The sequence below is a fragment of the Achromobacter sp. 413638 genome (genome assembly GCF_043119405.1).
Classification (GTDB): domain Bacteria; phylum Pseudomonadota; class Gammaproteobacteria; order Burkholderiales; family Burkholderiaceae_B; genus Achromobacter.
On the sequence record NZ_JBICCO010000002.1, the window covers coordinates 44,089 to 68,609 of the forward strand.

General features: G+C 67.9%; 20 protein-coding genes. 11 read left to right on the forward strand and 9 right to left on the reverse strand.

The window, feature by feature from the left end; all coding sequences use genetic code 11:
* Positions 1 to 42: 42 nt before the first annotated feature.
* The 4 genes from ACEU5R_RS01425 (at position 43) to ACEU5R_RS01440 (ending at position 5,449) form a co-directional block, all read left to right on the forward strand.
* Positions 43 to 531, forward strand: coding sequence for an RNA polymerase sigma factor (locus tag ACEU5R_RS01425; protein WP_392408881.1), 489 nt, complete (start codon positions 43 to 45; stop codon positions 529 to 531).
* Positions 528 to 1,463, forward strand: a complete 936-nt coding sequence (locus ACEU5R_RS01430; RefSeq protein WP_392408882.1) for a FecR family protein — start codon at positions 528 to 530, stop codon at positions 1,461 to 1,463. Before ACEU5R_RS01425 ends, ACEU5R_RS01430 begins: the two co-directional genes overlap by 4 nt.
* Before the next feature lie 147 nt (positions 1,464 to 1,610).
* The gene (locus tag ACEU5R_RS01435) at positions 1,611 to 4,235 is read left to right on the forward strand and encodes a TonB-dependent receptor plug domain-containing protein (protein ID WP_392408883.1); all 2,625 of its coding nucleotides are present in this window, start codon (positions 1,611 to 1,613) and stop codon (positions 4,233 to 4,235) included.
* Positions 4,208 to 5,449 (forward strand): cytochrome-c peroxidase, encoded by a 1,242-nt coding sequence (locus ACEU5R_RS01440; protein ID WP_392408884.1) that lies wholly within the window; start codon positions 4,208 to 4,210, stop codon positions 5,447 to 5,449. The genes ACEU5R_RS01435 and ACEU5R_RS01440 overlap by 28 nt, the downstream gene beginning before the upstream one ends.
* A gap of 51 nt (positions 5,450 to 5,500) precedes the next feature.
* Here the strand turns inward: ACEU5R_RS01440 and ACEU5R_RS01445 are convergent, their stop codons facing one another.
* From ACEU5R_RS01445 to ACEU5R_RS01455, 3 genes are read right to left on the reverse strand one after another with little or no spacing between them, the layout of a single operon-like run.
* Entirely contained in the window at positions 5,501 to 5,806 is a 306-nt protein-coding gene (locus ACEU5R_RS01445) for a chorismate mutase (RefSeq protein ID WP_103275105.1), read from the reverse strand.
* Between the two features lie 5 nt (positions 5,807 to 5,811).
* The gene (locus ACEU5R_RS01450; RefSeq protein ID WP_392408885.1) at positions 5,812 to 8,103 is read right to left on the reverse strand and encodes a UvrD-helicase domain-containing protein; all 2,292 of its coding nucleotides are present in this window, start codon (positions 8,101 to 8,103) and stop codon (positions 5,812 to 5,814) included.
* Positions 8,100 to 9,308 (reverse strand): fatty acid desaturase, encoded by a 1,209-nt coding sequence (locus tag ACEU5R_RS01455; RefSeq protein ID WP_103275107.1) that lies wholly within the window; start codon positions 9,306 to 9,308, stop codon positions 8,100 to 8,102. Before ACEU5R_RS01455 ends, ACEU5R_RS01450 begins: the two co-directional genes overlap by 4 nt.
* Positions 9,309 to 9,869: 561 nt before the next feature.
* Here ACEU5R_RS01455 and ACEU5R_RS01460 point away from each other — a divergent pair.
* Positions 9,870 to 10,097 carry a hypothetical protein gene (locus tag ACEU5R_RS01460; RefSeq protein ID WP_392408886.1) on the forward strand — a complete coding sequence of 76 codons (228 nt, stop codon included), beginning with the start codon at positions 9,870 to 9,872 and terminating at the stop codon, positions 10,095 to 10,097.
* A 58-nt stretch (positions 10,098 to 10,155) separates the two neighbouring features.
* Here ACEU5R_RS01460 and ACEU5R_RS01465 read toward each other — a convergent pair whose 3' ends face one another.
* The gene (locus ACEU5R_RS01465; protein WP_103275109.1) at positions 10,156 to 11,505 is read right to left on the reverse strand and encodes an RsmB/NOP family class I SAM-dependent RNA methyltransferase; all 1,350 of its coding nucleotides are present in this window, start codon (positions 11,503 to 11,505) and stop codon (positions 10,156 to 10,158) included.
* A 997-nt stretch (positions 11,506 to 12,502) separates the two neighbouring features.
* Positions 12,503 to 13,168: a phosphoribosylglycinamide formyltransferase gene (gene purN / locus ACEU5R_RS01470; protein WP_233772484.1), complete on the reverse strand. Its 666-nt coding sequence runs from the start codon at positions 13,166 to 13,168 to the stop codon at positions 12,503 to 12,505.
* 169 nt (positions 13,169 to 13,337) lie between these two features.
* On the opposite strand from purN, the gene ACEU5R_RS01475 reads away from it, so the two are divergent.
* From ACEU5R_RS01475 to coaBC, 4 genes are all read left to right on the forward strand, one after another.
* Positions 13,338 to 14,303, forward strand: a complete 966-nt coding sequence (locus ACEU5R_RS01475) for a bifunctional riboflavin kinase/FAD synthetase (protein WP_103275112.1) — start codon at positions 13,338 to 13,340, stop codon at positions 14,301 to 14,303.
* Entirely contained in the window at positions 14,293 to 17,154 is a 2,862-nt protein-coding gene (gene ileS / locus ACEU5R_RS01480) for an isoleucine--tRNA ligase (protein WP_392408887.1), read from the forward strand. The genes ACEU5R_RS01475 and ileS overlap by 11 nt, the downstream gene beginning before the upstream one ends.
* Positions 17,155 to 17,156: 2 nt before the next feature.
* A complete protein-coding gene (lspA, locus tag ACEU5R_RS01485) occupies positions 17,157 to 17,687 on the forward strand; it encodes a signal peptidase II (protein WP_103275114.1) in 531 nt (176 codons plus the stop codon).
* Between the two features lie 61 nt (positions 17,688 to 17,748).
* Entirely contained in the window at positions 17,749 to 18,945 is a 1,197-nt protein-coding gene (gene coaBC, locus ACEU5R_RS01490) for a bifunctional phosphopantothenoylcysteine decarboxylase/phosphopantothenate--cysteine ligase CoaBC (RefSeq protein ID WP_392408888.1), read from the forward strand.
* A 55-nt stretch (positions 18,946 to 19,000) separates the two neighbouring features.
* On the opposite strand, the gene ACEU5R_RS01495 is transcribed toward coaBC, so the two are convergent.
* The 4 genes from ACEU5R_RS01495 to ACEU5R_RS01510 form a co-directional block, all read right to left on the reverse strand.
* Positions 19,001 to 19,921: a DUF1177 domain-containing protein gene (locus tag ACEU5R_RS01495; RefSeq protein ID WP_103275116.1), complete on the reverse strand. Its 921-nt coding sequence runs from the start codon at positions 19,919 to 19,921 to the stop codon at positions 19,001 to 19,003.
* On the reverse strand, positions 19,918 to 20,622 hold the full coding sequence (gene pepE, locus ACEU5R_RS01500; RefSeq protein WP_103275117.1) for a dipeptidase PepE: 705 nt from the start codon (positions 20,620 to 20,622) through the stop codon (positions 19,918 to 19,920). Before pepE ends, ACEU5R_RS01495 begins: the two co-directional genes overlap by 4 nt.
* 103 nt (positions 20,623 to 20,725) lie before the next feature.
* Positions 20,726 to 21,493, reverse strand: coding sequence for an IclR family transcriptional regulator (locus ACEU5R_RS01505; RefSeq protein WP_392408889.1), 768 nt, complete (start codon positions 21,491 to 21,493; stop codon positions 20,726 to 20,728).
* A 171-nt stretch (positions 21,494 to 21,664) separates the two neighbouring features.
* On the reverse strand, positions 21,665 to 22,231 hold the full coding sequence (locus ACEU5R_RS01510; protein ID WP_233772485.1) for a response regulator transcription factor: 567 nt from the start codon (positions 22,229 to 22,231) through the stop codon (positions 21,665 to 21,667).
* A gap of 24 nt (positions 22,232 to 22,255) precedes the next feature.
* Here ACEU5R_RS01510 and ACEU5R_RS01515 point away from each other — a divergent pair, with 24 nt between their 5' ends.
* Together ACEU5R_RS01515 and ACEU5R_RS01520 are read left to right on the forward strand one after the other, a co-directional pair.
* Positions 22,256 to 22,489 (forward strand): hypothetical protein, encoded by a 234-nt coding sequence (locus ACEU5R_RS01515; protein WP_392408890.1) that lies wholly within the window; start codon positions 22,256 to 22,258, stop codon positions 22,487 to 22,489.
* A gap of 277 nt (positions 22,490 to 22,766) precedes the next feature.
* Positions 22,767 to 24,512 carry a ShlB/FhaC/HecB family hemolysin secretion/activation protein gene (locus ACEU5R_RS01520; protein WP_392408891.1) on the forward strand — a complete coding sequence of 582 codons (1,746 nt, stop codon included), beginning with the start codon at positions 22,767 to 22,769 and terminating at the stop codon, positions 24,510 to 24,512.
* Positions 24,513 to 24,521 lie beyond the last annotated feature (9 nt).

The window sequence follows — 24,521 nt, forward strand, 5'->3', positions numbered from 1 at the left end:
TTCGTCGCGAATCTGGCTCTGACGGCCGACCGGGCCGGCGTCATGTCTACGCTTACGGATGTATTTCTTCGCCACTACCGCGAACTGCTGGGCTTTCTTTCACTGCGCACGGGGTCGCGCGACGTGGCCCAGGACTGCGCCCATGACACCTGGATCAAGCTGGCGCAATTCCGTGACCGCACGCGCCCGGACAATGACCGCGCCTACGTCTTCCGCGTCGCCGCCAATATCGCCACCGACTGGCACCGTCGGCGCAGCCGCGAACTGACCGGCGCAGCCGACTACGCCAGCGCCCTGCCCCCAACCCACGAGGCCGACACGCTGGAGGTCGCCGTGGCCAACCAGATGCTGCGACGGCTCGAAGCCGCGCTGCTGTCCCAGCCGCGCCGCAGCCTGGACGTGTTCGTGATGCACCGGCACGACGGCCTGACCTACCGCGCCATCGCCGAACGCTACGCGATCACGGTCAGCGCGGTCGAAAAACACATGATGCGCATCCTGCTCGCCTGCGACCAGGCGCTGGCGGCGTGAGCGCCGCCGACGCGCGCGGCCGGCAGGCCAGCCTGGCCGAGCAGGCCTCGCGCTGGGTCGTGCGCCGCAGCGGGCAGCCATTGGCCCCGGAGGCTCAGGCGGAGTTCGACGCCTGGTATCAGGCCGATATCCGCCATGCCGAGGCCTATGAACGGTTGGCGCGGATATGGCGCCGCATGGGTGACATCGACCAGGCCCGGCTGGCCAAGCGCCCGGCGCGCGGACGCAAGGCAACGGTCGCGGCGCTGCTGATCGCCGCCACGGCCTGGCCCGTCTGGCAATTCTCGCGCAATGCCCATCCCGGCGCGGACTATGCCAGCGGCAACGCGCTGCGCGTCGTCGAGCTGCCCGACGGCTCACGCGTCACGCTGGACGCGGAGTCCGCCATCGCGCTGGACTATGCGGCGGGCAAGCGCGTCGTGCGCCTGCTGGCGGGCCGCGCACTGTTCGAGGCCGCTCCCGCCGCGCAAGGTGGCCCCGCCTTCACCGTCACCACGCCCGATGCATCAGCCACGGCGCTGGGCACGCGCTATACCGTGGAGCGCCAGGAGCATGGCACCCGCGTCGCGGTCTACGAACACCGCGTGCAAGTGCATTGCCGGATCTGCGCCGACGATCGCGCCGACATCCTGGACAGCGGCGACAGCGTCCAGGTCTCGGCCGACGGCATCGTCCGCGTCGCCTCGTCAAGCGAAGCGGCGCCGGACTGGAGCCAAGGCCTGCTCTCGTTCAACGATGTGGCGCTGCCGGCGGCGGCGGCGCAATTGTCCCGCTACACCAGCAAGCGCGTGCTGGTGCTGGGGCAGGCCGCGCGCAATGCGCGCATCTCCGGCACCGCGCGCCTGGCCGCCCCGAAACGCGCGCTGGAACTGCTGCTCGCGCAGACCCGCGTGCGGATCACCGACCTGCCGGGACTGCTGCTGCTGCGTTGACCGCGACGACCGGCATGCGGCGGCCCATTTGCCGTTTGCCAATCGGTAAATAAGAATCAATATAAATTATTCATGGCGATCGCGCTGAGGTAATCCAGCGCCCGCAGCGTCCTACGGCCGAGATCAACACCGCTTTTGGACGCACGCATGTCTACCTCTTCCATCGGCCGACGCCGCGCCGGCACCGCGTTGCTCGGCGCCGTGCTGGCCCTGGCCGCTCCCGTCTACGCGCAACCCGCCGCACGCCCCGCCACATACAACCTGCCCTCCCAGCCCCTGGGCGATGCGCTGCTGGCGCTAGGCCGCCAGGCGGGCCAGGAAATCTCGTTCCCGCCAGCCGCCGTCGCCGGCAAGACCGCGCCGGCGCTGCGGGGCGAATACTCGCCGCTGCTGGCGCTGGGCCACCTGCTGGCCGGATCCGGCCTGGCCCTGAAAGCGGACGGTCCGGGCCGCTACATCGTCTACGTGGACAAGACCAATCTGTTCTCGGCCCATCGCCTGGACGCGGTGCGCGTCTACGGCGAACAGCCCGGCGAGCGGACCTACACGCGCGAACAGATCGCCGAGACGCCCAGCTCCAACCGCGACCTGACATCGCTGGTCGCCAGCCACCCGGCGGTGCGCGTCAATGCCGGCGCCAACGGTTCGCAGAACCGGGGCTCGCTGGACGTGGAAGACCTGTCCTTCCACGGCGCCAGCCCCTACCAGAACCTGTTCCAGCTGGACGGCATGGACGCCACCAACCGCCTGGACCCGGCCAGCAAGAACCTGAACCTGCAGGTCGGCAACATCCCCAGCAACAGCCAGTCGTATTTCGTCGACACCAGCCTGCTCGAGGAGGTTCGCGTCTACGACAGCTTCGTGCCGGCGGAATACGGCCGCTTCACTGGCGGCGTGGTCGACGCCCGGCTGCGCCGCTACTCCGGCGAGAACCACCTGAGCCTGGACTACCGCTGGAACACGTCCAAGATGACGCAGCAGAAGGTGGCCGAAGGCGAGGAAGCGAGCTGGGCGCAGGGCAAGCCTGGCTACGCGCCGGAATGGAAAAAGCGCTTCTACTCCGGCGTGGCGGATCTGGCTTTCAACGAAAAGTCCGGCGCGGTCCTGGCGGTATCGCGTCGCCAATCCGACATCACGCGCTGGAACATGGGCGTGGACGGCAAGGGCCAGCCGCTGCCCGGCCAGGACAACTATCGCGACCAGATCGACAATTTCCTGGGCAAGTTCAGCGTGCGCGTCAGCGCGCGGACCACGGCCGACCTGGTGCTCAAATACAGCGACCGCAAGGAAACGCTGGTCAGCAACCTCTTCCGCGAAACCCGCTGGGACAACAACCATGCGGCGCGCGGCATCAGCGTCAACATCGACCACCAGTTCCAGGGCGGGCGCTATTCGCTGCAGGCCGGCTGGGACCGCGCGCTCAGCAACCGCGTATCGGTCGGCGACGAGCTGGTCACTTTCCAGCCCCGGGGCCTGCCGCAATATACGGCGGGCGGCTTCGGCAAGGAACAGAAGCAGCAGGACAGCTGGACCCTCAAGGGCCACGTCGACCTGGATCCCATCCGCACCGGCGCCTTCACGCACATCCCCTACGCCGGCCTGGAATGGCAGCGGGTGCAAGCCGGGTTCGAACGCTTCCAGCAATCACACTCCTACCGCCGCGCCTACGATAACAAGGGCGGCTACCAGGATTTCAGCAAGGTCCGCTACCTGCCCGGCACCGTAGACGTGAACTACGACAGCGTCAGCGCCTATCTGTCAGACCGCGTCGAATGGCAACGCCTGGCACTGGACGCCGGCGTGCGCTATGACCGCGAGAGCTTCCTGGGCACGAACAATATCTCGCCGCGCTCCCGCCTGGATTGGGATGTGCTCGGCTCGGGCGACACGCTGCTCAGCGCGGGCTGGTCGCGCTACTACGGTTCGGAAGTGCTGCAGACCGCGCTGGAGGAAGAGATCAACCGCATGCGGCGGCAGGTGCTGGACGCCAAGGGCCGCCCGGTCACCGACGGCACCAGGGAATACTACGTGCGCTATCAGGGCCTGCGCATGCCCTACGACGACGAATGGGCCATGTCGCTGCGCCAGCGCCTGGCCGGCATCGAAGGCACGCTGAGCTATGTGCATCGCAACGGCCGCGATCAATGGACCAAGGCCGGCAACGATACCGACGGCTACCGCTACACCAACGACGGCCGCTCGACCACCGATGGCGTCAGCCTGACGCTGCGTCCGCTGGAGCCCTGGCGCCTGGGCGAGACACGCTGGAACCTGCTGGCGACCTGGAGCTGGCAGAAGCGCAAGACCAACGGCGACCTGGTGAAGGGCTATAGCGGCGACGCCCGCGATCCCGACGACCAGGTGATCTACAACAACGCGCAGATACGCGCCATGGATCTGCCGCCCAGCAATTTCCACCAGCCGCAGGAAGCCGTGCTGCACCTGATCGGCGCTTTACCCAAGGCCGGCCTGACCTGGAGCAACAAGCTGCACTGGCGCAGCAAGCGCGACGCCACCATCTACGTGGGCGTGGGACCCAAGCCGCTGTACCTGCAGCGCTACGAGTCCGGCAACCTGCCCTCGTACTGGACCTGGGACACCAAGCTCGCGTGGCGGCCGACCTTCGCCCGCAATCTCGAAATCTCGGCCGAGGTGCTGAACGTGCTCGATAGCAAGCCCGCGCTCACGGCCAGCAACCCGAATCTCAAGAGCAGCCGCGCGCTGTATCAGGTGGGACGTGAAATATGGCTGCAAGTCGGTTATCGCTATTGATGCTGGGCGCGGCGCTGGGGGCCGCCGCGAACGCGGCCGACCCGTCCGCGGCCGTCTGCCGCGCGCAGGCCGGCTGGGATCTCGCCTGCCTGCGCGCGCGCTATGCGGCGCCAAGAGCACAATGGCCCGCGCCGTCCATCGATCCGGGCGTGGCCTGGACCGAATGGGCGCCGGTGCCTGCCGCGTCGGCCCCCGCCCTGCAATGGACCGCCGCCAATGCCGGACAGGCGCAGCTGGCCGCCGATGTGGCCACGCCCGCGATCGTCGCGCTGGGCCAGACGCTGTTCTTCGATGCGCGCCTGTCGCGCAAGGGGCAGGTATCCTGTGCGTCCTGCCATGCGCCCGAACGCGCCTTCACCGACGGCAGGCCGCTGGCGGTGGGCGAGGACGGGCTCATGGGACGGCGGCGCTCCACGCCGCTGTACGCCGCGCCCTTCGCGCCCCGGCTGTTCTGGGACGGACGCGCCGCCACGCTCAAGGAACAAGTGATGGGGCCGCTGCACGATCCGCGCGAGATGAACCACGACGCGGCCGGCGCGGTCGCCCGGCTCGACGCATCCGAGTCCTATCCCGCCCGGTTCCTGCGCGCATTTGGCGCAGCGCCCGCACAGGGTTCGCCTCCAGGCGCCGTCCCCATGTCGTCCGTGCCAAACCCTCCACTCGATGCCATCTCCGTGGCGCCCGTGCCGGGCTCTCCGATCGATGCCGACCGGCTGGCGCGCGCGCTGGCCGCCTACGTCGCCACCCTGCGCCCTGAACGCACACGCTTCGACGACTTCATCGAAGGCCGCGCCGATGCGCTGGACGACACCGAGCTGCTCGGCCTGCACCTGTTCCGCACCCGGGCCCGCTGCATGAATTGCCACGGCGGCCCGCTGCTGAGCGATCACGCCTTCCACAACATCGGGCTGTCTTTCTACGGCCGGCGCAACCAGGATCTGGGGCGCTATGAAGCGACGCGCGATCCGGCGGACCTGGGCAAGTTCCGCACGCCCAGCCTGCGCAACGTCGCGCGCGCCGGCCCGTGGATGCACAACGGCCTGTTCCCCGACATGAGAGGTCTGCTGCGCATGTACGACGCCGGCATGGGCCGCGACCCAGTACCGCGCGAACCACCGGATCCGCTGGCGCCGCGCAAGTCGGAACACATCCGGCCGCTCGATTTGAGCGCTGACGAGATCGACGCCCTGATGGCGTTCATGAAGGTGTTGTGAAGCGGGCGCGCTGTCCGCCGGCGCGAAGCCGGCGGGCAGGCCGGGAAGGGATCAGGAATACGGACGGTCGCGCAGGCGGCTGTGGTGGTCGATCACGGTGTCGATCACCTCGCGCAGGATGGTTTCTGCCAGCGCGGCCGGCACGCCGGCCTCTTCGGCCAGGCGGCGGATGCGCGCGACCTGCTGGGCCTCGCGCTTGGGATCCACCAGATCCATGCCGTGGTTCTGCTTCAGCTCTCCGATCATGTCGGTGCAGCGAAAGCGCACGCCGAGCAGCAGCATGATCTGCTGGTCGATCTCGTCGACCTCGGCGCGCAGCGCTGCCAGTTCGGCCTTGGGGGAATCGTGGTCAGCCATGTCGTTCAACCCTGGACTATGTCGAGTTTGGCGATGCCCAGCGCCAACGTCTTGGCGCCCACGTCGCGGAACTGGATCTCGGCCTGGGCATCCTGCCCCGACCCGCTCAGACCGATGATGGTGCCGTCGCCGAAACGCGCGTGATGCACGCCCTGGCCCACACGATACTGCTTGTCGCCCACGGTGACGCCGGTGGCGACGCCGCGCGGTTGACGCGGCGCAATCGTGTTGGTGGGCTTGCGGCCGAACGCGTCGGTGCGGCTGCCGCCCCAGGACGCCTGCGAGGCGCCCGCCTGGGCCAGGCCGGCCTTGGGCGTCAGCCACTTCAGGTGCTTCTCGGGGATTTCTTCCAGGAAGCGCGAACGCATGGCGTAGCGCGTCTGTCCATGCAGCATGCGGCTCTGCGCCAGCGTGATGTACAGGCGCTGTCGCGCGCGCGTGATCGCCACGTACATCAGGCGCCGTTCCTCTTCCAGCCCGGATTGTTCGAGGATGCTGTTCTCGTGCGGGAACAGGCCCTCTTCCAGGCCGGTGATGAAGACCGCGTCGAACTCCAGGCCCTTGGCGGCATGCACCGTCATGAGCTGGACCGCGTCCTGGCCCTGCTGCGCCTGGTTGTCGCCGGCTTCCAGCGCCGCGTGCGACAGGAAGGCCGCCAGCGGCGTCATGCCGTCCGGCGCGACGATGGGCGCGTCGACCACGCCCGGCATCAGCGTCGAGGACGCATCGGTCTGGGGCACCACGCCGGCGGGCATGCCGTCGTAATTTTCCTCGGACGCGAACACGGCCGCGGCCGTGATCAGTTCGTTCAGGTTTTCCAGGCGCTCGGCGCCTTCGCGCTCGGCCTTGTAATGGGCGTTCAGGCCGCTGGCCTCGAGCATGTGCTCGACCATCTCGGGCAGCGGCAGGTCGCGCGTTTCCTCGATCAGGCGGTTGATGAGCTGGGCGAACTGCACCAGGTTGGAACCGCCCTTGCCGCCCACCATGGCCACTGCCGAATACAGGCTGATGTCATGGGTGCGGGCCGCGTCGGCCAGCGTTTCCAGCGTGCGCGCGCCGATGCCGCGCGTGGGGAAGTTCACCACCCGCATCAACGACGTGTCGTCCTGCGGGTTGGCCATCAGGCGCAGATAGGCCAGCGCGTGCTTGACTTCCTGGCGCTCGAAGAAGCGCAGGCCGCCATAGACCTTGTAAGGAATGCCGGCGGAAAAGATGGCGTGTTCCAGCACGCGCGACTGCGCGTTGCTGCGGTAGAGCACGGCGATCTCGCGGCGCAGGCTGCCTTCGTGGATCAGCGAACGGATCTCGTCCACCACCCACTGGGCTTCCATGCCGTCCGACGGCTGCTCGATGACGCGCACGGGCTCGCCTTCGCCCTGCTCGGTCCAGAGGTTCTTGCCCAGGCGGCCGCTGTTGTGGCCGATCAGCGCGTTGGCCGAATCCAGGATGTGGCCATAGGAACGATAGTTCTGCTCCAGCCGGATCACCGTGCCACGCGCGTAATCGCGCTCGAAGTCGGCCATGTTGCCGACGTTGGCGCCACGGAACGCGTAAATGGACTGGTCGTCATCACCCACGGCGAAGATCGCCGCACCGCCCCCGGCCAGCAGACGCAGCCACTTGTACTGCAGCGTGTTGGTGTCCTGGAACTCATCGACCAGGATGTGGCGGAAACGCCGCTGGTAGTGCTCGCGCACCGGCGCGTTGCGCGACAGCAGTTCATAGGCGCGCAGCAGCAGCTCGGCGAAATCGACCACGCCCTCGCGCTGGCACTGGGCCTCGTACAGCTGGTAGATCTCGATCAGGCGGCGGCGGTGGCTGTCGTAGGCTTCGACGCCGTCCGGGCGCAGCCCTTCTTCCTTGGCGCCATTGATGAAGCGCTGCACGTCGCGCGGCGGGTACTTCTCGTCGTCGACGCCATTGGCCTTCATCAGCCGCTTGATGGCGGCGAGCTGGTCGGTGACATCGAGGATCTGGAAGCTTTGCGGCAGGCCGGCATCGCGGTGATGCGCCCGCAGCATGCGATTGCACAGCCCGTGGAAGGTGCCGATCCAGAGACCGCGCGTGTCGATCGGCAGGATGGACGACATCCGCGCCAGCATCTCGCGGGCGGCCTTATTGGTGAACGTGACAGCCAGCAGCCCAAAAGGCGAAGCCTGGCCGGTTTGAATCAGCCAGGCCATGCGGGTGGTGAGCACCCGGGTCTTGCCGCTGCCCGCCCCGGCCAGGACCAGGGCGTGCTGCGGTTCTAACGTTACTGCGGCGCGTTGTTCGGGGTTGAGCTTCTCTAGCATCATGCCGCGTAGCGGCGCAGACGTTGAGCGAATTGCTCGAGCCCGGCGATGCCGCTTTGCTGGGCGCGCTGGCACCAGGCCTGCAGGTCATGGAGCAGCTGTTCGCTGCTGGCGCTGGAACTTTCCCAGATGCGGCCTAGCTCGCGGCGCATCTGCACCAGCGTGGACAGCGACTTGTTCTGGGCGATGGCCTGATCGACGGCCTGCAGCTGCTCGGGCTGGAGGATGTCCTCGTTGCGGTGAATGGCGCGGCGCACCTTGTGCAGCTTGCTCCAGCCGCATTCGGCGTTGCCTTCCTGACGCGAGGCCTTCATCTTGGCCAGCTCTTCGCGGGCGGCGCTCTTGATGATGTCGGCGTAGCGGGCCATGACTTCGTAGCGGTGCGTGATCACGCCCTGCAGCGTGCGCAGGTCGATGCCGGTGCGCGAGTCATCCAGCTTGAGCTTGGGCGCGACCTTCTTGATCTTGGCCAGGCCCAGGAACTTCAGGATGTTGATGTAGCACCAGCCGATGTCGAATTCGTACCACTTGGCCGAGAACTTGGCCGACGTGCCGTGAGCGTGGTGGTTGTTGTGCAGCTCTTCGCCGCCGATCACGATGCCCCAGGGGAACACGTTGGTGCTGGTGTCCGGGCTGTTGTAGTTGCGGTAGCCCCAATAGTGGCCGATGCCATTGACCACGCCGGCGGCCCAGAACGGGATCCAGGCCATCTGCACGGCCCAGACGGTCAGGCCGATGGCGCCGAACAGGGCCACGTCGATGGCGAGCATGGTCAGCACGCCCCACAGGCTGTGCTTGCTGTAGACGTTGCGCTCGAGCCAGTCGTCAGGCGTGCCGTGGCCGAACTTGGCCATGGTTTCCTTGTTGTTGGATTCTTCGCGGTAGAGCTCGGCGCCACGGAACAGCACCTTCCAGATGCCGAACAGGATGGGCGAATGGGGATCGCCTTCCTTTTCGCACTTGGCGTGGTGCTTGCGGTGAATGGCGACCCATTCCTTGGTGACCATGCCCGTCGTCATCCAGAGCCAGAAGCGGAAGAAATGCATGACGGCGGGATGCAGGTCCAGACCGCGGTGCGCCTGGCTGCGATGGAGGAAGACGGTGACCGAGACGATCGTGATGTGCGTCACCACCAGCGTGAAAACCACGACCTGCCACCAGGTGGCTTGGGTCAGACCGCCGGCAATGAAGGAAAGGATGTAATCCATAAAGCTTTTGTGAGCCTCGCGTAAAGAGTGCCTGAAGTTTAGCTTACCTTTGCCTGCTTATGACAAGGGAGTTTCAAAATAGTTATTGAGAGAAATCAAGGACTAAGCCCCGTTTGGCTGGCAAGAAACCTGCTGAAAAACCCGCAGGCAAGCCGCCAATGAACCGAATTTTCCGCAAAAACATTTCAGGCGCGTCGCGATACGTCCTCGCCTGCGTGGCCCGCGCCAGATGGCGCGGCCCGCAGCGCCTGTTTCAAGGGAATTGGCGCGGACGTCAGGTTTTGGCCGGCCCGGGCCGTTAAAGTTCCAGTCAGGTGCGCCCGTCTTGATACGGCCACGGACTGGAGGCAAACTTCGCCCCTGCCCTCAGTCCTCCACTTCGAACCCGTTCCGATGCCCGTTTCAATTATACGTCCCCATTTAATCCCCCTGCTGGCCGCCGCGACCCTGGCTTATGCCGGCGGCGCCTGCGCCCAGTCATTGAAAGTGGGAGACGTGACGGTGTTGGCTTCTTACTACGAAATAAGAGGGTCGGATTGCTTGGCCCTGCGGGCGCCAAAAGTGACGATCACCCTGCCGCCGCACCTGGGTTCAGCCAACGTGGCCCATACCCAGGGACAATCGAGTGATTCGGGTCGCTGCGCCTACAAGGCTGTGCCGATCGCCCAGGTGGTTTACCAGACCGGCCAGCCCGGCGCGGACACCCTGGCCTGGGAAGTGAAATACCAGAACAAGACACTGGGCATCCGTCGCTACAGCGCTACCGTGAACGTCGCGCCCGCGCCCTGATGAAAACGGCGCCCCGGCCTAAAGCCGGGGTGCCGCTGATCGAAGATCCCCTGGGGACTCAGGCGGTTTCGCCGGCTGCCGAATCCGTCTGCGCGCCGGCATCCTGCCCGGCTTGCGGCGATGCGTCGTCCATCTCGCCCTCGGCCTCGAGCGCCAACGGCTCGGCATCCTGCTCAGTCTTCGCGCCCGCCTTCTTGCGCTCGAACACGGCGGCGAAGAAGCCGTCGGTACCGTGCAGGTCGGGCCGCAGTTGCACGTAAGGGCCTTCCAGCTTCAGGTTCTCGCAACGTCCGGCCAGGATGGCCGCGGCGTCCAGGCGCTCGAACTCGGGGTGGCTGGCCAGGAAGCGCTCGGCCTGGACCTCGTTTTCCTCGGCCAGCAGGCTGCAGGTGGCGTACACCAGCCGACCGCCCGGCGCCACGCAGCGCGCGGCGCTGTTCAGGATGCGCTCCTGCAGCTGGCCCAGTTCGGCCAGCGCCTCGGGATGCTGGCGCCATTTCAGGTCGGGATTGCGGCGCAAGGTGCCGATGCCGCTGCACGGCGCGTCGACCAGCACGCGCTGTGCCTTCCCGGCCAGGCGCTTGATGCGGGTGTCGTTCTCGCTGTCGATGGCCACGGGAACCACATTGGACAGTCCGCTGCGGGCAAAACGCGGCTTGGCGCGCGCCAGACGCGCGGCCGACACATCGAAGGCGTACAGCCTGCCGGTCGAGCGCATCAGTGCGCCCAGCAGCAGCGTCTTGCCGCCCGCGCCGGCGCAGAAATCGATGATCATCTCGCCGCGCCGCGGCGCCACCAGCAGGGCCAGCAGCTGGCTGCCCTCGTCCTGCACCTCGATGCTGCCGTTCTCGAACTGGGCCCAGCGGTTGATGGCCGGACGGCCCTCCATGCGGATGCCCCAGGGCGAATACGGCATGGCGACCGGCTCGTAGCGACCGGCGCTCTGCTGCAGCTCGACCAGCATGGCATCGCGCTCGGCCTTGAGCGGATTGACCCGCAGGTCCAGGCTGGCCTGGCGGTTCAGCGCCTCGATCAACGTATCCGGGCTGTCCATGGCGGACAAACGCTCGTCCAGCCAGTCGGGGATGCTGCCCCGCACCGCGCGCGGCAACGTGGCCGGATCGATGCGCGACACGCGCTGCAGCCATTCGGCCTCGGCCGCGTCCAACCCTTCGGCCAGTTCCTGCGCGCCCAGCGTGGCGGCCAGGCCCAGGATGGCCAGACGGCGCGAGGCCGGGCCAACGCCGCTTTCACCGTACTGGCGGTAGCGCCGCAGATGCCGCAGCACGTCGTAGACGGCTTCGGCGACTTCGGAGCGGTCGCGGGCGCCCAGGCCGGGATGGCCGCGCAGCCAGTGCGACAAGGCCGCGTCCGCCGGATAGGTCCATTGCAGGATCTCGCCCAGCACGCGCTGCACCTGGTCGATGCGAATGGCGGCATAGGGCTGGCGTGGGCGCGACGGCTGCGATGCGCGGGCCTGCCCGCCTCGCGGACCGCCGTGGCCGGACGTCGGACGGGAATCCTGGCCCGGGCGTCCATCGCGGCGCTCGGCGCCCGGACGGCCATCACGCTCTCCACGGAAATCGCGGTCGTCGCGGCCGCCGTCGAAACGGGGGCCTTGGCGATTCTGGCCGCTCGGCCCGTCCTGATAGGCGCGCTGGCCGTGGCGTTCATCGCCCCGACCGGCATGGCCCTGCTCGCGACGCCCGTCGAAACGGCCATCGCGGCGATCGTCCCGGGCGTATTCCGGGCGCCCCTGCGAACGACTGTCGCGGCTGTTGTAGTTGTATTCACCACGGCGATCCTGCTGGCGATCGTCACGGCCCGGCTCCCGGCGGCCGTCCTGGCGAGCGCCGCCGGCATATTCCCGGCGCGCATCCTGACGATCATCGCGGGAGTATTCCCGGCGTCCTTCCTGGCCGCGCGGAGCCGGAGCCTCGCGACGGCCGGCATCGCCCTGCCGCTCATTGCGACCATAAGCGCGCGCCCCCTCGCGACCGCCGCCTTGCTCGCGGCGATCCTGGCCGGCGTGCTCACGACGGCCTTCGTGTTCGCGACGGCCCTCCTGGCGCTCGTCGCGGCCGTATTCGCGGCGGCTGGCGCCCGCCCCGTCGTCCCGCCGCCCCGCCGGCGCGTCACGGCGGGCGCGCGGCTCGGCATGGCCGCCACGGCCGCCATCAGGCCCCGAGGCCCGGGCGGGCCGCTCGGAACGCTCGACCGTGGCGCGGGCCTCGCCCTTCGGGCGCGAGAAGAAAGACCGTCCGTCGCGCCCTTCGCCCGCCTTGGCGGCGGCCGGACGGGAACGCGGAGATTGGGGTTTGCTCATGGTGTATTCCAAATAAGGCGGCATCGATCCGCCCTGGTAAATGCGATTGCGGGCCTGAAGGCCGGATGATGGCGGGCCGTCAGGCGGCCGGCGACCAGGTGAACAGGCGCTCGGGATCGCCCTGCACGTCCACCCGGTGGTCAGGCGTCAGCGTAACCCGGCCTTCGGCCAGCCAGCGCACGGCGGCCGGAAAAGCCCGGTGCTCGACTTCCAGCACGCGATTGGCCAGCGAATCCGGCGTGTCGCCGGCCAGCACCGGCACGCAGCCCTGGGCAATGATGGGGCCGTGGTCCAGCACCGGGGTGACGAAATGCACGGTGCAGCCGTGCACGCGCACGCCCGTGGCCAGCGCCTGGGCATGGGTGTGCAGGCCAGGAAAGGCCGGCAGCAGCGAGGGATGGATATTCACCAGCCGACCCGCGAAATGGTTGACGAAGCCCGGCGTCAGCACGCGCATGAAGCCGGCCAGGATGACGTAGTCCGGCGCATGGCGGTCGATTTCCTCGGCCAGCGCGGCGTCGAAGGCCTCGCGGCTGGCGTATTCCTTGTGATGCAGGGCCGAGGCGGCGATGCCCTGGGCGCGCGCCCAGTCCAGTCCGGCGGCGTCCGGCCGGCTGGCGATGACGGCGACGACCTCGGCCGGCCAGCCCTGGTCGCGACAGGCCTGGACCAGCGCCTGCATGTTGCTGCCGCGCCCCGAGATCAGGATGACTAGGCGGCGCTTGATAAGAGAAGAATCCGGCAAGATAGCGATTTCCGAGAAAAACCCCGCGCGGCGCCGGGCGCGCATTCCGCTCCGGCGGGCCATTTTTACCCAGGAGCGGCGGCGGGTTGGGGACCGGTCCGCCACCCTCTGGCGCAAGAATGCGCGGGGTGCGGACTGATCCTGAATCCAAAATTGTAAACTCTCGTCCGTGAAACCTACGCTGCGCATCCACCGATCCCTGCCCCCGCCCGCTCAACGCGCGCCCAGCGCCTTGACCATCGGCAATTTCGACGGCGTCCATCGCGGACACCAGGCCATGCTCGCGCGCGTCTGCCAGGTCGCGCGCGAACGCGGCCTGACGCCCGCCGTGATGACCTTCGAACCGCATCCGCGGGAGTACTTTGCCGCCCTGAACCGCCGGCCTGAACTGGCGCCCACCCGCATCTCCGGCCTGCGCGACAAGCTGGCCGCGCTGGCCCGCTATGGCATTTCCCAGGTGGTGGTGGAGCGCTTCAATTCCCGGCTGGCCGAAATGTCGGCCAACGCCTTCATCGAGAACCTGCTGGTCCAGGGCCTGCAGACGCGCTGGCTGCTGGTGGGCGAGGACTTCCGCTTCGGCCACAAGCGCAGCGGCGACATCGACCTGCTGCGCGAGGCCGGCCTGCGGCACGGCTTCGAGGTGCAGACCCTGGCCGACGTGACCGACCAGCACGGCCATCGCATTTCCAGCTCCGAAGTCCGCACCGCGCTGGCGGTCGGCGACCTGGAGCGCGCGCGCCATCTGCTGGGTCACCCGTTCCATATCAGCGGGCACGTGATCCACGGCCAGAAGCTGGGCCGCACGCTGGGCTTTCCCACGATGAACCTGCGCGTGGCGCCGCGTTGTGCGGCGCGCTCGGGCATTTACGTGGTCCAGGTCTACGGCCTGGGCGACCGCGCCCTGCCGGCCGTGGCCAGCCTGGGCGTGCGCCCGACGGTCGAGGACCACGGCCGGGTGCTGCTGGAGGCCCACCTGCTCGACGAGACCGTCAATGCTTACGGTAAACTCGTGCGAGTCGAATTCCTGCACAAGCTGCGGGACGAAGAAAAATTTCCCGATCTCCCTTCCCTGACTGCCGCCATCGCCGAAGACGCGCGAAACGCGCGCGCCTATTTTGCCGTTCATGGACTATAAAAAATCCCTCAACCTGCCCGACACTCCCTTCCCCATGCGGGGCGACCTCGCCAAGCGCGAGCCCGCCTGGATCACGCAGTGGGAGGAAAACCACGTCTACCAGGCGATCCGCGCCGCCAGCCGCGGCCGTCCGCGCTTCGTGCTGCATGACGGCCCGCCCTACGCGAACGGCGACATCCACATCGGCCACGCGGTCAACAAGATCCTGAAGGACATCATCGTCAAGAGCCGCAACATGGCCGGCTATGACGCGCACTACGTGCCGGGCTGGGACTGCCACGGCATGCCCATCGAGATCCAGATCGAAAAGAAGTACGGCAAGCACCTGCCCGTGGCGGAAGTGCAGTCCAAGGCGCGCGCCTACGCGCTCGAGCAGATCGACCGCCAGCGCAAGGACTTCAAGCGCCTGGGCGTGCTGGGCGAGTGGGACCGCCCCTACATGACCATGAACTTCAGCAATGAGGCCGACGAGATCCGCGCGCTCGGCCGCATTCTGGAAAAAGGCTATGTGTTCCGCGGCCTGAAGCCGGTGAACTGGTGTTTCGACTGTGGCTCGGCGCTGGCCGAGGCCGAGGTCGAGTACGCCGACCGCGTCGATCCGGCCGTGGACGTGGCCTTCCCCTTCGCCGACCGTCCGGCGCTGGCCAAGGCCTTCGGCCTGGATTCGATCGACGATGGCGCCATCGTGATCTGGACCACCACGCCCTGGACCATTCCGTCGAACCAGGCGCTGAACCTGCACCCGGAGATCGAATACGCGCTGATGCGCGTGTCGCCCGCGCCCGTGTCCGGCCCGCTGCTGCTGATCGCCAAGGACCGCGTCGAGGACTGCCTGAAACAATGGCAGCTCGAAGGCGACGTCATCGCCACGGCGCCTGGCGCCGCCCTGTCCGGGATCCGCTTCCGCCACCCGCTGGCCAAGGCCAACCCCGGTTATGACCGCACGGCGCCCGTCTACCTGGGCGACTACGTCACGGCCGATTCGGGCACCGGCGTGGTCCACTCGGCGCCGACCTACGGCATCGAGGACTTCGTGTCGTGCAAGGCGCACGGCATGAAGGACACCGACTTCATCAGCCCGGTCATGGGCGACGGCAAGTACGCCGACAGCCTGCCGCTATTCGGCGGCCTGTCGATCTGGGACGCGAACCCCAAGATCGTCGAGGCCCTGAAGCTGGCGGGCACGCTGATGCACGTGGAAAAGCACAAGCACAGCTACATGCACTGCTGGCGCCACAAGACGCCCATCATCTACCGCGCCACCAGCCAGTGGTTCGCGGGCATGGACGTCACCCCCAAGGACGGCGGCCCGACGCTGCGCGAATCGGCGCTGGCCGGCATCGACGCCACGGCCTTTTATCCGGCCTGGGGCCGCGCCCGCCTGCACGCCATGATCGCCAACCGCCCCGACTGGACGCTGTCGCGCCAGCGGCAATGGGGCACGCCCATGGCCTTCTTCGTGCACAAGGAAACCGGCGAGCTGCACCCGCGCACGGTCGAGCTGCTCGAACAGGTGGCGCTGCGCGTCGAACAGGGCGGCATCGAAGCCTGGCAGACGCTCGATCCGCGCGAGCTGCTGGGCGACGAGGCAGACCAGTATGAAAAGAACCGCGACACGCTGGACGTCTGGTTCGACTCGGGCAGCACCCACGCCACCGTGCTGGGCGGCAAGGACGGCGCCTTCGCCGGCTCGCACGGCGCCGAGCTGGCCTGGCCCGCCGACCTCTATCTGGAAGGTTCCGACCAGCACCGCGGCTGGTTCCATTCCTCGCTGCTGACCGGCTGCATGCTCTATGGCCAGCCGCCCTACAAGGCCCTGCTGACGCACGGCTTCGTGGTGGACGGCCAGGGCCGCAAGATGAGCAAGTCCGTGGGCAACGTGATCGCGCCGCAGAAGGTATCCGATTCGCTCGGCGCCGAGATCCTGCGCCTGTGGGTCGCATCCACCGACTACTCGGGCGAGCTGTCGATCTCCGACGAGATCCTCAAGCGCGTGGTCGAAGGCTACCGCCGCATCCGCAACACGCTGCGCTTCCTGCTGGCCAACCTGGCCGACTTCGACGCCGTGTCGCAGGCCGTACCGCATGGCGAGCTGTTCGAAATCGACCGCTACGCGCTGGCCATGACCGCGCAGATGCAGGCCGAGATCAGCGCGCACTACGAGCGCTACGACTTCCACCCGGCCGTCTCGCGCCTGCAGACCTTCTGCTCCGAGGACCTGGGCGCGTTCTACCTGGACATCCTGAAGGACCGCCTGTACACCACGGCGGCCGGCAGCCTGGCGCGCCGCTCGGCGCAGACCGCGCTGCTGGAGATCACCCAGGCGCTGCTCAAGCTGATGGCCCCGATCCTGTCCTTCACCGCCGAAGAAGCCTGGAAGGAACTGGTCGCCTCGGCGCTGAAGCACCAGGCCGACGCCGCGCGCGTCACCATCTTCACCGAGGTCTTCCACAGCCTGCCGCCCTATGCCGACGCCGAGGCGCTGACGGCCAAGTGGACGCGCCTGCGCGCGATCCGCGCCGAAGTGCAGCGCAAGCTCGAGGAAGTCCGCACGGCCGGCGACATCGGTTCGTCGCTGCAAGCCGAAGTCGATCTGTACGCCGCCAGCGCCGACCAGGCACTTTTGGCCAGCCTAGGCGACGATCTGCGCTTCGTGCTGATCGTGTCGCGCGCCACCGTGCATGCCGGCGAGGGTGAAACGCGCATCGAGGTCACGCCGTCCCAGCACAAGAAGTGCGAGCGCTGCTGGCACTGGCGCCTGGACGTGGGCCAGGACGCGGACCACCCCGAGATCTGCGGCCGTTGCGTGTCCAACCTGTTCGGCGCGGGTGAAGCCCGCAGCAAGGCCTGAGCATGGCCGGCCCCGTCGACCACGGGACGCCGGACCAGCCGTCCGGCCGCGCCGCACCGGCGCGGATCGGCGGCTGGCTGGCGCTGGCGCTGTGCATCATCGTCCTGGACCAGCTGACCAAGATCTATTTCAACACCGCCTTCCAGTACGGCGAACGGCTGCACCTGCTGCCGTTCTTCGACTTCACGCTGGTCTATAACCGAGGCGCGGCGTTCAGTTTCCTGGCGACCGAGGAAGGCTGGCAACGCTGGCTCTTCACCGGCCTGGGCTGCGTGGCGGCGGTGGTCATCGTCTGGATGCTGCGTCGCACGCCCGGCCAGCCGCGCTTCAGCCTGGCGCTGGCGCTGATCCTGGGCGGCGCCGTGGGCAACGTGATCGATCGCGTGGTCTACGGCCACGTGGTGGACTTCCTGCTGTTCTACTGGAATGACTGGCAGTTCCCCGCCTTCAACCTGGCCGACGTGGGCATCAGCTGCGGCGCCGTGTTGCTGGTGCTGGACGAACTGCTGCGCTCGCGCAAGCCGCGCGGCTGAGCGCTGTAGAATCAATATCCATTCCTCGACTACGCGGCGCCCTCCGCGCCGCTCCCGCCCCATGCTCGACCTCGCCCGCAAACGCATCGTCCTCGGCCTGACCGGGGGCATCGCCTGCTACAAAATCGCCGAGCTGGTGCGGCGCATGACCGAACAAGGCGCCACGGTCGACGTGGTCATGACCGAGGCGGCCACGCATTTCATCACGCCTGTCACCATGCAGGCGCTGTCCGGCCGCCCGGTGTTCGTCGATGCCTGGGACGCGCGCGTGCCCAACAACATGGCGCACATCGACCTCACGCGCGGCGCCGACGCCGTGCTGATCGCGCCGGCCAGCGCCGACTTCATGGCCAAGCTGGCGCACGGCATGGCCGACGACCTGCTGTCCACGCTGTGCCTGGCGCGCGCCTGTCCGCTGCTGGTCGCGCCCGCCATGAACCGCGAGATGTGGGCCAACCCGGCCACCCAGCGCAACGTCGAACAGCTGCGCGCCGACGGCATTGCCGTGCTCGGCCCCGCCGCCGGCGAACAGGCCTGCGGCGAGACCGGCGACGGCCGCATGCTGGAAGCGCACGAGCTGCTGACCGACCTGATCGCCTTCTTCCAGCCCAAGTTGCTGGCCGGCCGCCACGTGCTGCTGACCGCCGGCCCCACGTCCGAGCCGGTCGACCCCATCCGCGTGCTGAGCAACCGCTCGTCCGGCAAGACCGGCTACGCGCTGGCGCGCGCCGCGCGCGAAGCCGGCGCCCGCGTCACCCTGGTCACGGGCGCCACCGCGCTGCCCGTGCCGCGCGGCGTCACCTCGCTGTCCGTGACCACGGCGCGGCAGATGCACGATGCTGTCATGGCCAGCGCCATGGATGCCGACATCTTCATCGCCGTGGCCGCCGTGGCCGACTGGCGCGTGAAGAACGTCAGCGTGCAGAAACTCAAGAAGACCAGCGAAGGCGGCGGCGCGCCGCAGATGGAGTTCGAACCCAATCCGGACATCCTCGCCGAAGTGGCCAGGCTGCAAGACGGCCCCTGGTGCGTGGGCTTTGCCGCCGAGACCGAAAAGCTGGCCGAGCACGCCGAGGCCAAGCGCGTGCGCAAGGGCATCCCGCTGCTGGTGGGCAACCTGGCGCAGAAAGTCATGGACGCGGACACCACCGAGCTGGTGCTGTTCGATGCGCAGGGCGTGCATCCCCTGCCCGCAGCCGGCAAGCTGGACGCCGCGCGGCGCCTGATCGCCGAGATCGCGGCGCGCCTGCCGGACTGAAGCCGGCAAGACTGGCGGCTGCCCGGCTATCGGACAGCCGCTGCCCCCAAAGCGCTCAATCGGGCGCGTTCCCCACCGTCTGCAAATGCGCCAGCGAGCCATAGCGCTGTTGCAGCGCGGCCCATTCCGCTTCGTCGTAGAACTTCAGCGCGCCCTGGCCGTAGACCTTGGCGACCTCGATGCAGAAACGCATGGCCACGTCGGCGTCGACCGCATTGGTCACGCCCGTGGCGCAGCCAGGCACCGTGGTCTGCGCCGTCAGCGCCACGCCCACCACCGGCGCATCGGTGGCGATCGCCGGTTGCATCAGCGAATTCACATGCCACAGCCCGTTCTCGTAGGGCGTGATGTCCTGCGTGGTCAAAGGCAGCGTCAGCGGCAATTCGCCGCTCACCCAGCCCAGCAGGTCCAGCATGGTCTCGGGTATGCGCAGCAAATAGCCCTGCTTGGCGACCGGCGTCAGGGCGACGCCGCGCTGGTTGACCAGGCGATTGCCGCGCGTGGTGTCGACCGACAGGATCGCGTCCATGCGCGGGTCGACCTCGTGCGCCATCATCTCGCGCATGGGAAAGGGCGAGCGCATCATCGGCACCGGCTGCTGCGGCCGCGTGCCCGCGCGCGGGCAGATGTGCGTGCGGATTCGCACCGTGCCGGGCAGCACGTCGCCCTGCGCGGCCATCGCCATGAGCTTGAAGGCGACGGCGATGGCCACCACGGCGCCATCGCTGTCCGACACCAATCCCGTGACCGCCGGACGGGCGCCGATGCCGCCCAGGCGACCCACGATGCCCAGCTGGGGCGCGCTGTCGTCCGCGCCCGGAATCACGATGGACAGGAACTCGGTGGCCGCGCCATCCCGCTCCAGCCGCGTGACCGTCACGTCGCAACGGCCAGCCGCGCGCAAGCGCCCGGCGACCGCTTCGCCCGTGACATGCGCGGACGACAACAGCTCGATGGCGTCGATGGCCTGTTTCACGCGGGCAGCTCCAGCGCGCCGGGCGCGTAAACGCGCGGCTCCTGCTGTCCCAGGAACAACGGCGCCTCGTGCGGTCCGAGCAGCGTGACGACATCGCCGCGCACGCGCAACGCCGAGCCTTCGGGCAGTCCCAGCACCGGCATGGACGGATTCAGCACGCAGAACTCGGCCAGGCGCTGGGCCCGCGTTTCGCCGCGATGGCCGGGAGGATGGGCGTTGGTGTAGTGCGGATTGATCTGGAACGACAACAGCCCCAGCGCGTCGAAGCCTTCCGGATCGACGATGGGCATGTCGTTGGTCGTGCAGATGCTCGGGCAGGCCAGGTTCGAACCGGCGCTCCAGCCCAGATAAGGCGTGCCCAGGCGCACGCGCCGCGCCACGGCGTCGAGCAGGCCCTGGCGCCGCAGCTGTCCCAGCAGATTGAAGGTGTTGCCGCCGCCCACGATGATCAGCGCGGCGTTTTCCAGCGCCGCCAGCGGGTCCGCGGCGCGGTGCAGCGGCTGCACGTCCAGGCCGGTATCGGCCAGCGCGGCGCCGACCATGGCGGTGTAGTCGTCCCAGCCGCGGGTCACGCCGGCAAACGGCACGAACACGGCGGGCGCGCCGGCCGGCAGGCCCGCGATCAATTCGCGGATGTCGGCCAGGGCATGCGCCAGATAGCCGGCGTCGCTGCTGGAATTACTGAGAAGCAGAAGATTCATGGAGAGGTTCCGTGATGATGAAGGTCCGGATATCCGGAATGCGATGACTGGAATGCCGCGGACGCCGCGCGCGGCTAGATGGCGGGAAGGCGCGTGTTCGTCGTCAACCCTGCCAGAATGGATCATTGAGTTCACGGCCCAGCGCGCCGACCAGTTCCAGCACCGCCTCGCGCAGTTGCGCCACGCGCGCGGCATCGGCCTGGAACGACACGAACGACAGGCACAGGCCGCGCAGTTCGCCGGAAAGCGGATCGCGCACGGCGGCCGCCACGGCGCCGATGCCAGGCATGGCCTGGTCGATCGCCACGGCGCAGCGCTCGGCGCGCGTCCGGGCCACACGCTCGGCCAACTCGCCGACACTGCCGGGACAATCTCGTCCCTCCATGGGCAGGTGCAAGACCGGATTGGCACCGTACAAATCCGTGAATTCGGCGTCACTCAGGCGAGACAGCAGAGCCCTGCCCATGGCGGTGCCCGATGCGGCGCGGCGCGATCCGGGCGGCGACAGCACCTGCACCGGATGCGAGCCGTCCAGGCGTTGCAACACCACCGTCTCGCGCTGGTTCAACGTCGACAGATAGGCCGTCAGGCCCGAACGTTCGGAAAGCCGGGCCAGCACCTGGCGACAGGCCGAGTCCAGCGGACGGCCAGCCATGCCGGCCCGCGCCGCCATCGACAGCATGAGGCCCGGGCGATAGCGGCGGGAAGAAGCGTCCTGATCCAGCAAACCATGGCGCTGCATCTGGTTGAGCAGGCGCGAAGTAGTGCTTTTAGGCAGAGACAGACGCGTCGCGACGTCGGTGAAGCTCAGTTCGACCGCGCCTTCGGCGTAAAGCGACAGCACGCGTTGAACGCCGTCGAGAATGCTCATGAAAGTTCCTTAAAAAGGAACTCGGTTCCTTATAAAAGAACAAGCATAGTGCAGCCGGAAAGCGGGGGTCAAGCCGGAATGGACGCCGACTAAAGAGTGACCAGGGGAAGAACGACAGGATGCCCGGCGCGACCGCGTCGCGCCGGTGAAAAAAGGCGCACGCAGCGGGACTCAGACTCCGCCGGTGTACATCTTGATCAGGTCCACGTCGCGGCTCACGCCCAGCTTGCGCATGGCGCTGCGCTTCTGGGTGCTGACGGTCTGCACGCTGCGGTGCAGCCGCTCGGCGATTTCGGTGATGGTGCTGCCGGCGCAGAACAGCCGGACGATTTCGGCCTCGCGCGGCGTCAGCCTGTTGGGTTCGGCCACCATCATGCTGTTGAGCAGCATGTCCTTGATGGTCGGCGAGTAATACTGCCGGCCGCCATGCGCGGCATGCACCGCGTCGACCAGATGCGTCAGCGAGTCGGACTTGCTGACCACGCCCGACGTGCCCTGCTTGACGATCGCCAGCAACAGCGCGGGATTGTCCACCATGGTGTACAGCACCAGCCGCAACTCGCGGTAGCGACGCCGCAGATGAGACAACAGCACCAGGCCATCGCCATACCGGCCGCCGGGCATGTTGTAGTCGAGCACCTGCACGTCGCAGGGGTGCTGGTCCAGCAAGGCGACCAGTTCGGTGGAATCGTTTGCCTGCCCGATGATGCGCAGCGACGGATTGCGCTCCAGTTCCATTGCCACGCCGAGAAGCACCACAGGATGATCATCGGCAACCGCTACTTGTATGCTGAGATCGGACACCGCACCTCCCGCTCATCTGGATCGCAAGACAGGAACGCCGCGCGGTTGCGCACGCCCTTTTCCTGCATGGGTGCGGAGAATTCTAAACGACGGGATTCGGCGCAAAGCGTGGCTACATGCCGCTTTCAGGGCACGCTTCGCCTCATGGCCCGCTCGCTGATTGCTTCGGACAACCGCAAGATCCAAGGCTGACAACGGCTCTCGGGGAACTCGTCATACAAGGCTCTGCCAATGAGCCGCAGGTGCGTTTCGTATTAGTCAAAATCAGAATTCGAATAAATACTAAATCTTCCTGTCGAGCCGCTACCTATAGTTCCCTCACCCGCAATCCTGCATTGCGGAACGCGTATTCATAGGCTCCGCCGCCGTATCGCTGTCCGGCCGGCAAGAACAGGAACCGCGGCCTCCGCGGCTAGACCACGTGCAGTCGCTACAAAAGAATGTCCCGGCGGCAACTCCGCCGCATGCAGTGCCCGCATCGATGGCCGCCCGGGCGCCCGGCCGCAATCCCGATCACATATCGACATCGCGCGCGTGGGCGGCCTGCCTGCTGCTGTGCGCGGCCGTGCCCATGGCGGGATTCGCCCAATCGCCCAACGCCAGAATCCCCGAGGTGCCCGACGCCGGACGCAGCCTGCGCGAGATCGAATCGACACAGCCCGAATTCGCGCCCCTGCCCGATCAGGCGCCGCTGGACGACTCGGCGGCGCGGCCCGCGCCGGCACCATCCGGCGATCCCGATGGCGGCGCACGGCTGCATGTGCGCGCCTTCCGGCTGCAGGGCAATCTCCACGTCGACACCGACGCGCTGCAGGCGCAGCTCGCCGACCTGAACGGCAGCGAGCAGGACCTGGCCGGCCTGCGCGCGGCCGCCGACCGTATCACCCGCTACTACCACGATCAGGGCTATCTGCTCGCGCGCGCCTATCTTCCGCCGCAGGAAATCCGCGACGGCGTGGTCGACATCGCCGTACAGGAAGGCGTGTACGACGAGATCCAGCTCGACAACCGGTCGCGCGTGAGCGACGCGGTGTTGCGCCGGGGACTGTCCGTGCTGCGGCCTGGCGATCCCGTGCATATCGACAATCTGGAAAGCCGCCTGCTGCGCCTGAGCGACCTGCCCGGCGCCGCGGTGCAAGGCACGCTACGCGCGGGCGCGCACCCAGGCTCCAGCACGCTGCTGGTCAACGCCGCTCCCACGCCGCTGGTCACCGGCAGCATCGACGCCGACAACTTCGGCGGTTACTACACCGGCGAATACCGCCTGGGCGGCAGCCTGGACGTGAACAGCCCGCTGCGCCTGGGCGACCAGCTCAGCCTGCGCCTGCTGACCAGCGACCGCAAGCAGCGCTACTACTACGCCGCCTACCAGGCGCCGGTCGGCCCCGCCCTCACTCGCCTGGGCCTGAACGTGTCCAACATGCGTTATGCGCTGGGTCGCGACTTCGAAACCCTGGAAGCGCATGGCAGCGCGCGCACCACCGGCATCTTCATGCAGCAGCCGCTGATCACCGGCCGCCACTTCCGCCTGGAAGCGCGCCTGCAATACGAGGACCGCCAGCTGCGCGACGACATAGACATGTTCTCGCAGCGCCACGCCAAGCGCATCCGCCTGGGCACCGCCTCGCTGTCGGCCAACGGCGAGGACAGCCTGTTCGGCGGCGGCCGCAGCGCCGCCTACATTTCCTACAGCCACGGCTCCCTGCGCCTGGAAACCGAAGCCCAGCGCATCCGCGACCGCGCGCTGAACCGCAGCGCGGGCGGCTTCGGCAAGCTCAACCTCACCCTGCTGCGCCTGCAGCACCTGTACGGCCCCTTCACGCTGTACGGGCAGATCAGCGCCCAGCGCGCCACCAAGAACCTCGACAGCTCCGAACAGTTCAGCCTGGGCGGCCCCTACGGCGTGCGCGCCTACGCCAACGGCTCGAGCAGCGGCGACTCGGGCTGGCAGGCCTCGCTTGAATTGCGCTACGTGCCCATGGCGGGCCTGCAGTTCGCGGCCTTCGCCGACGCGGGCCGGGTCCAGCTCAGCCAACGCCCATGGACCGACGAACGCAACCAGCGGCGGCTGTCCGCCGCCGGCCTGAGCATCACGCAGGCCGGCCCGTCGCATCAGGTCATGGCCGCGATGGCCTGGCCCATCCAGCGCGAAAACGAACAAAACGGCCCCAAGCAGGAACCGCGCTTCTGGCTACGCGCCACGCGCTACTTCTGACCGGCCGCC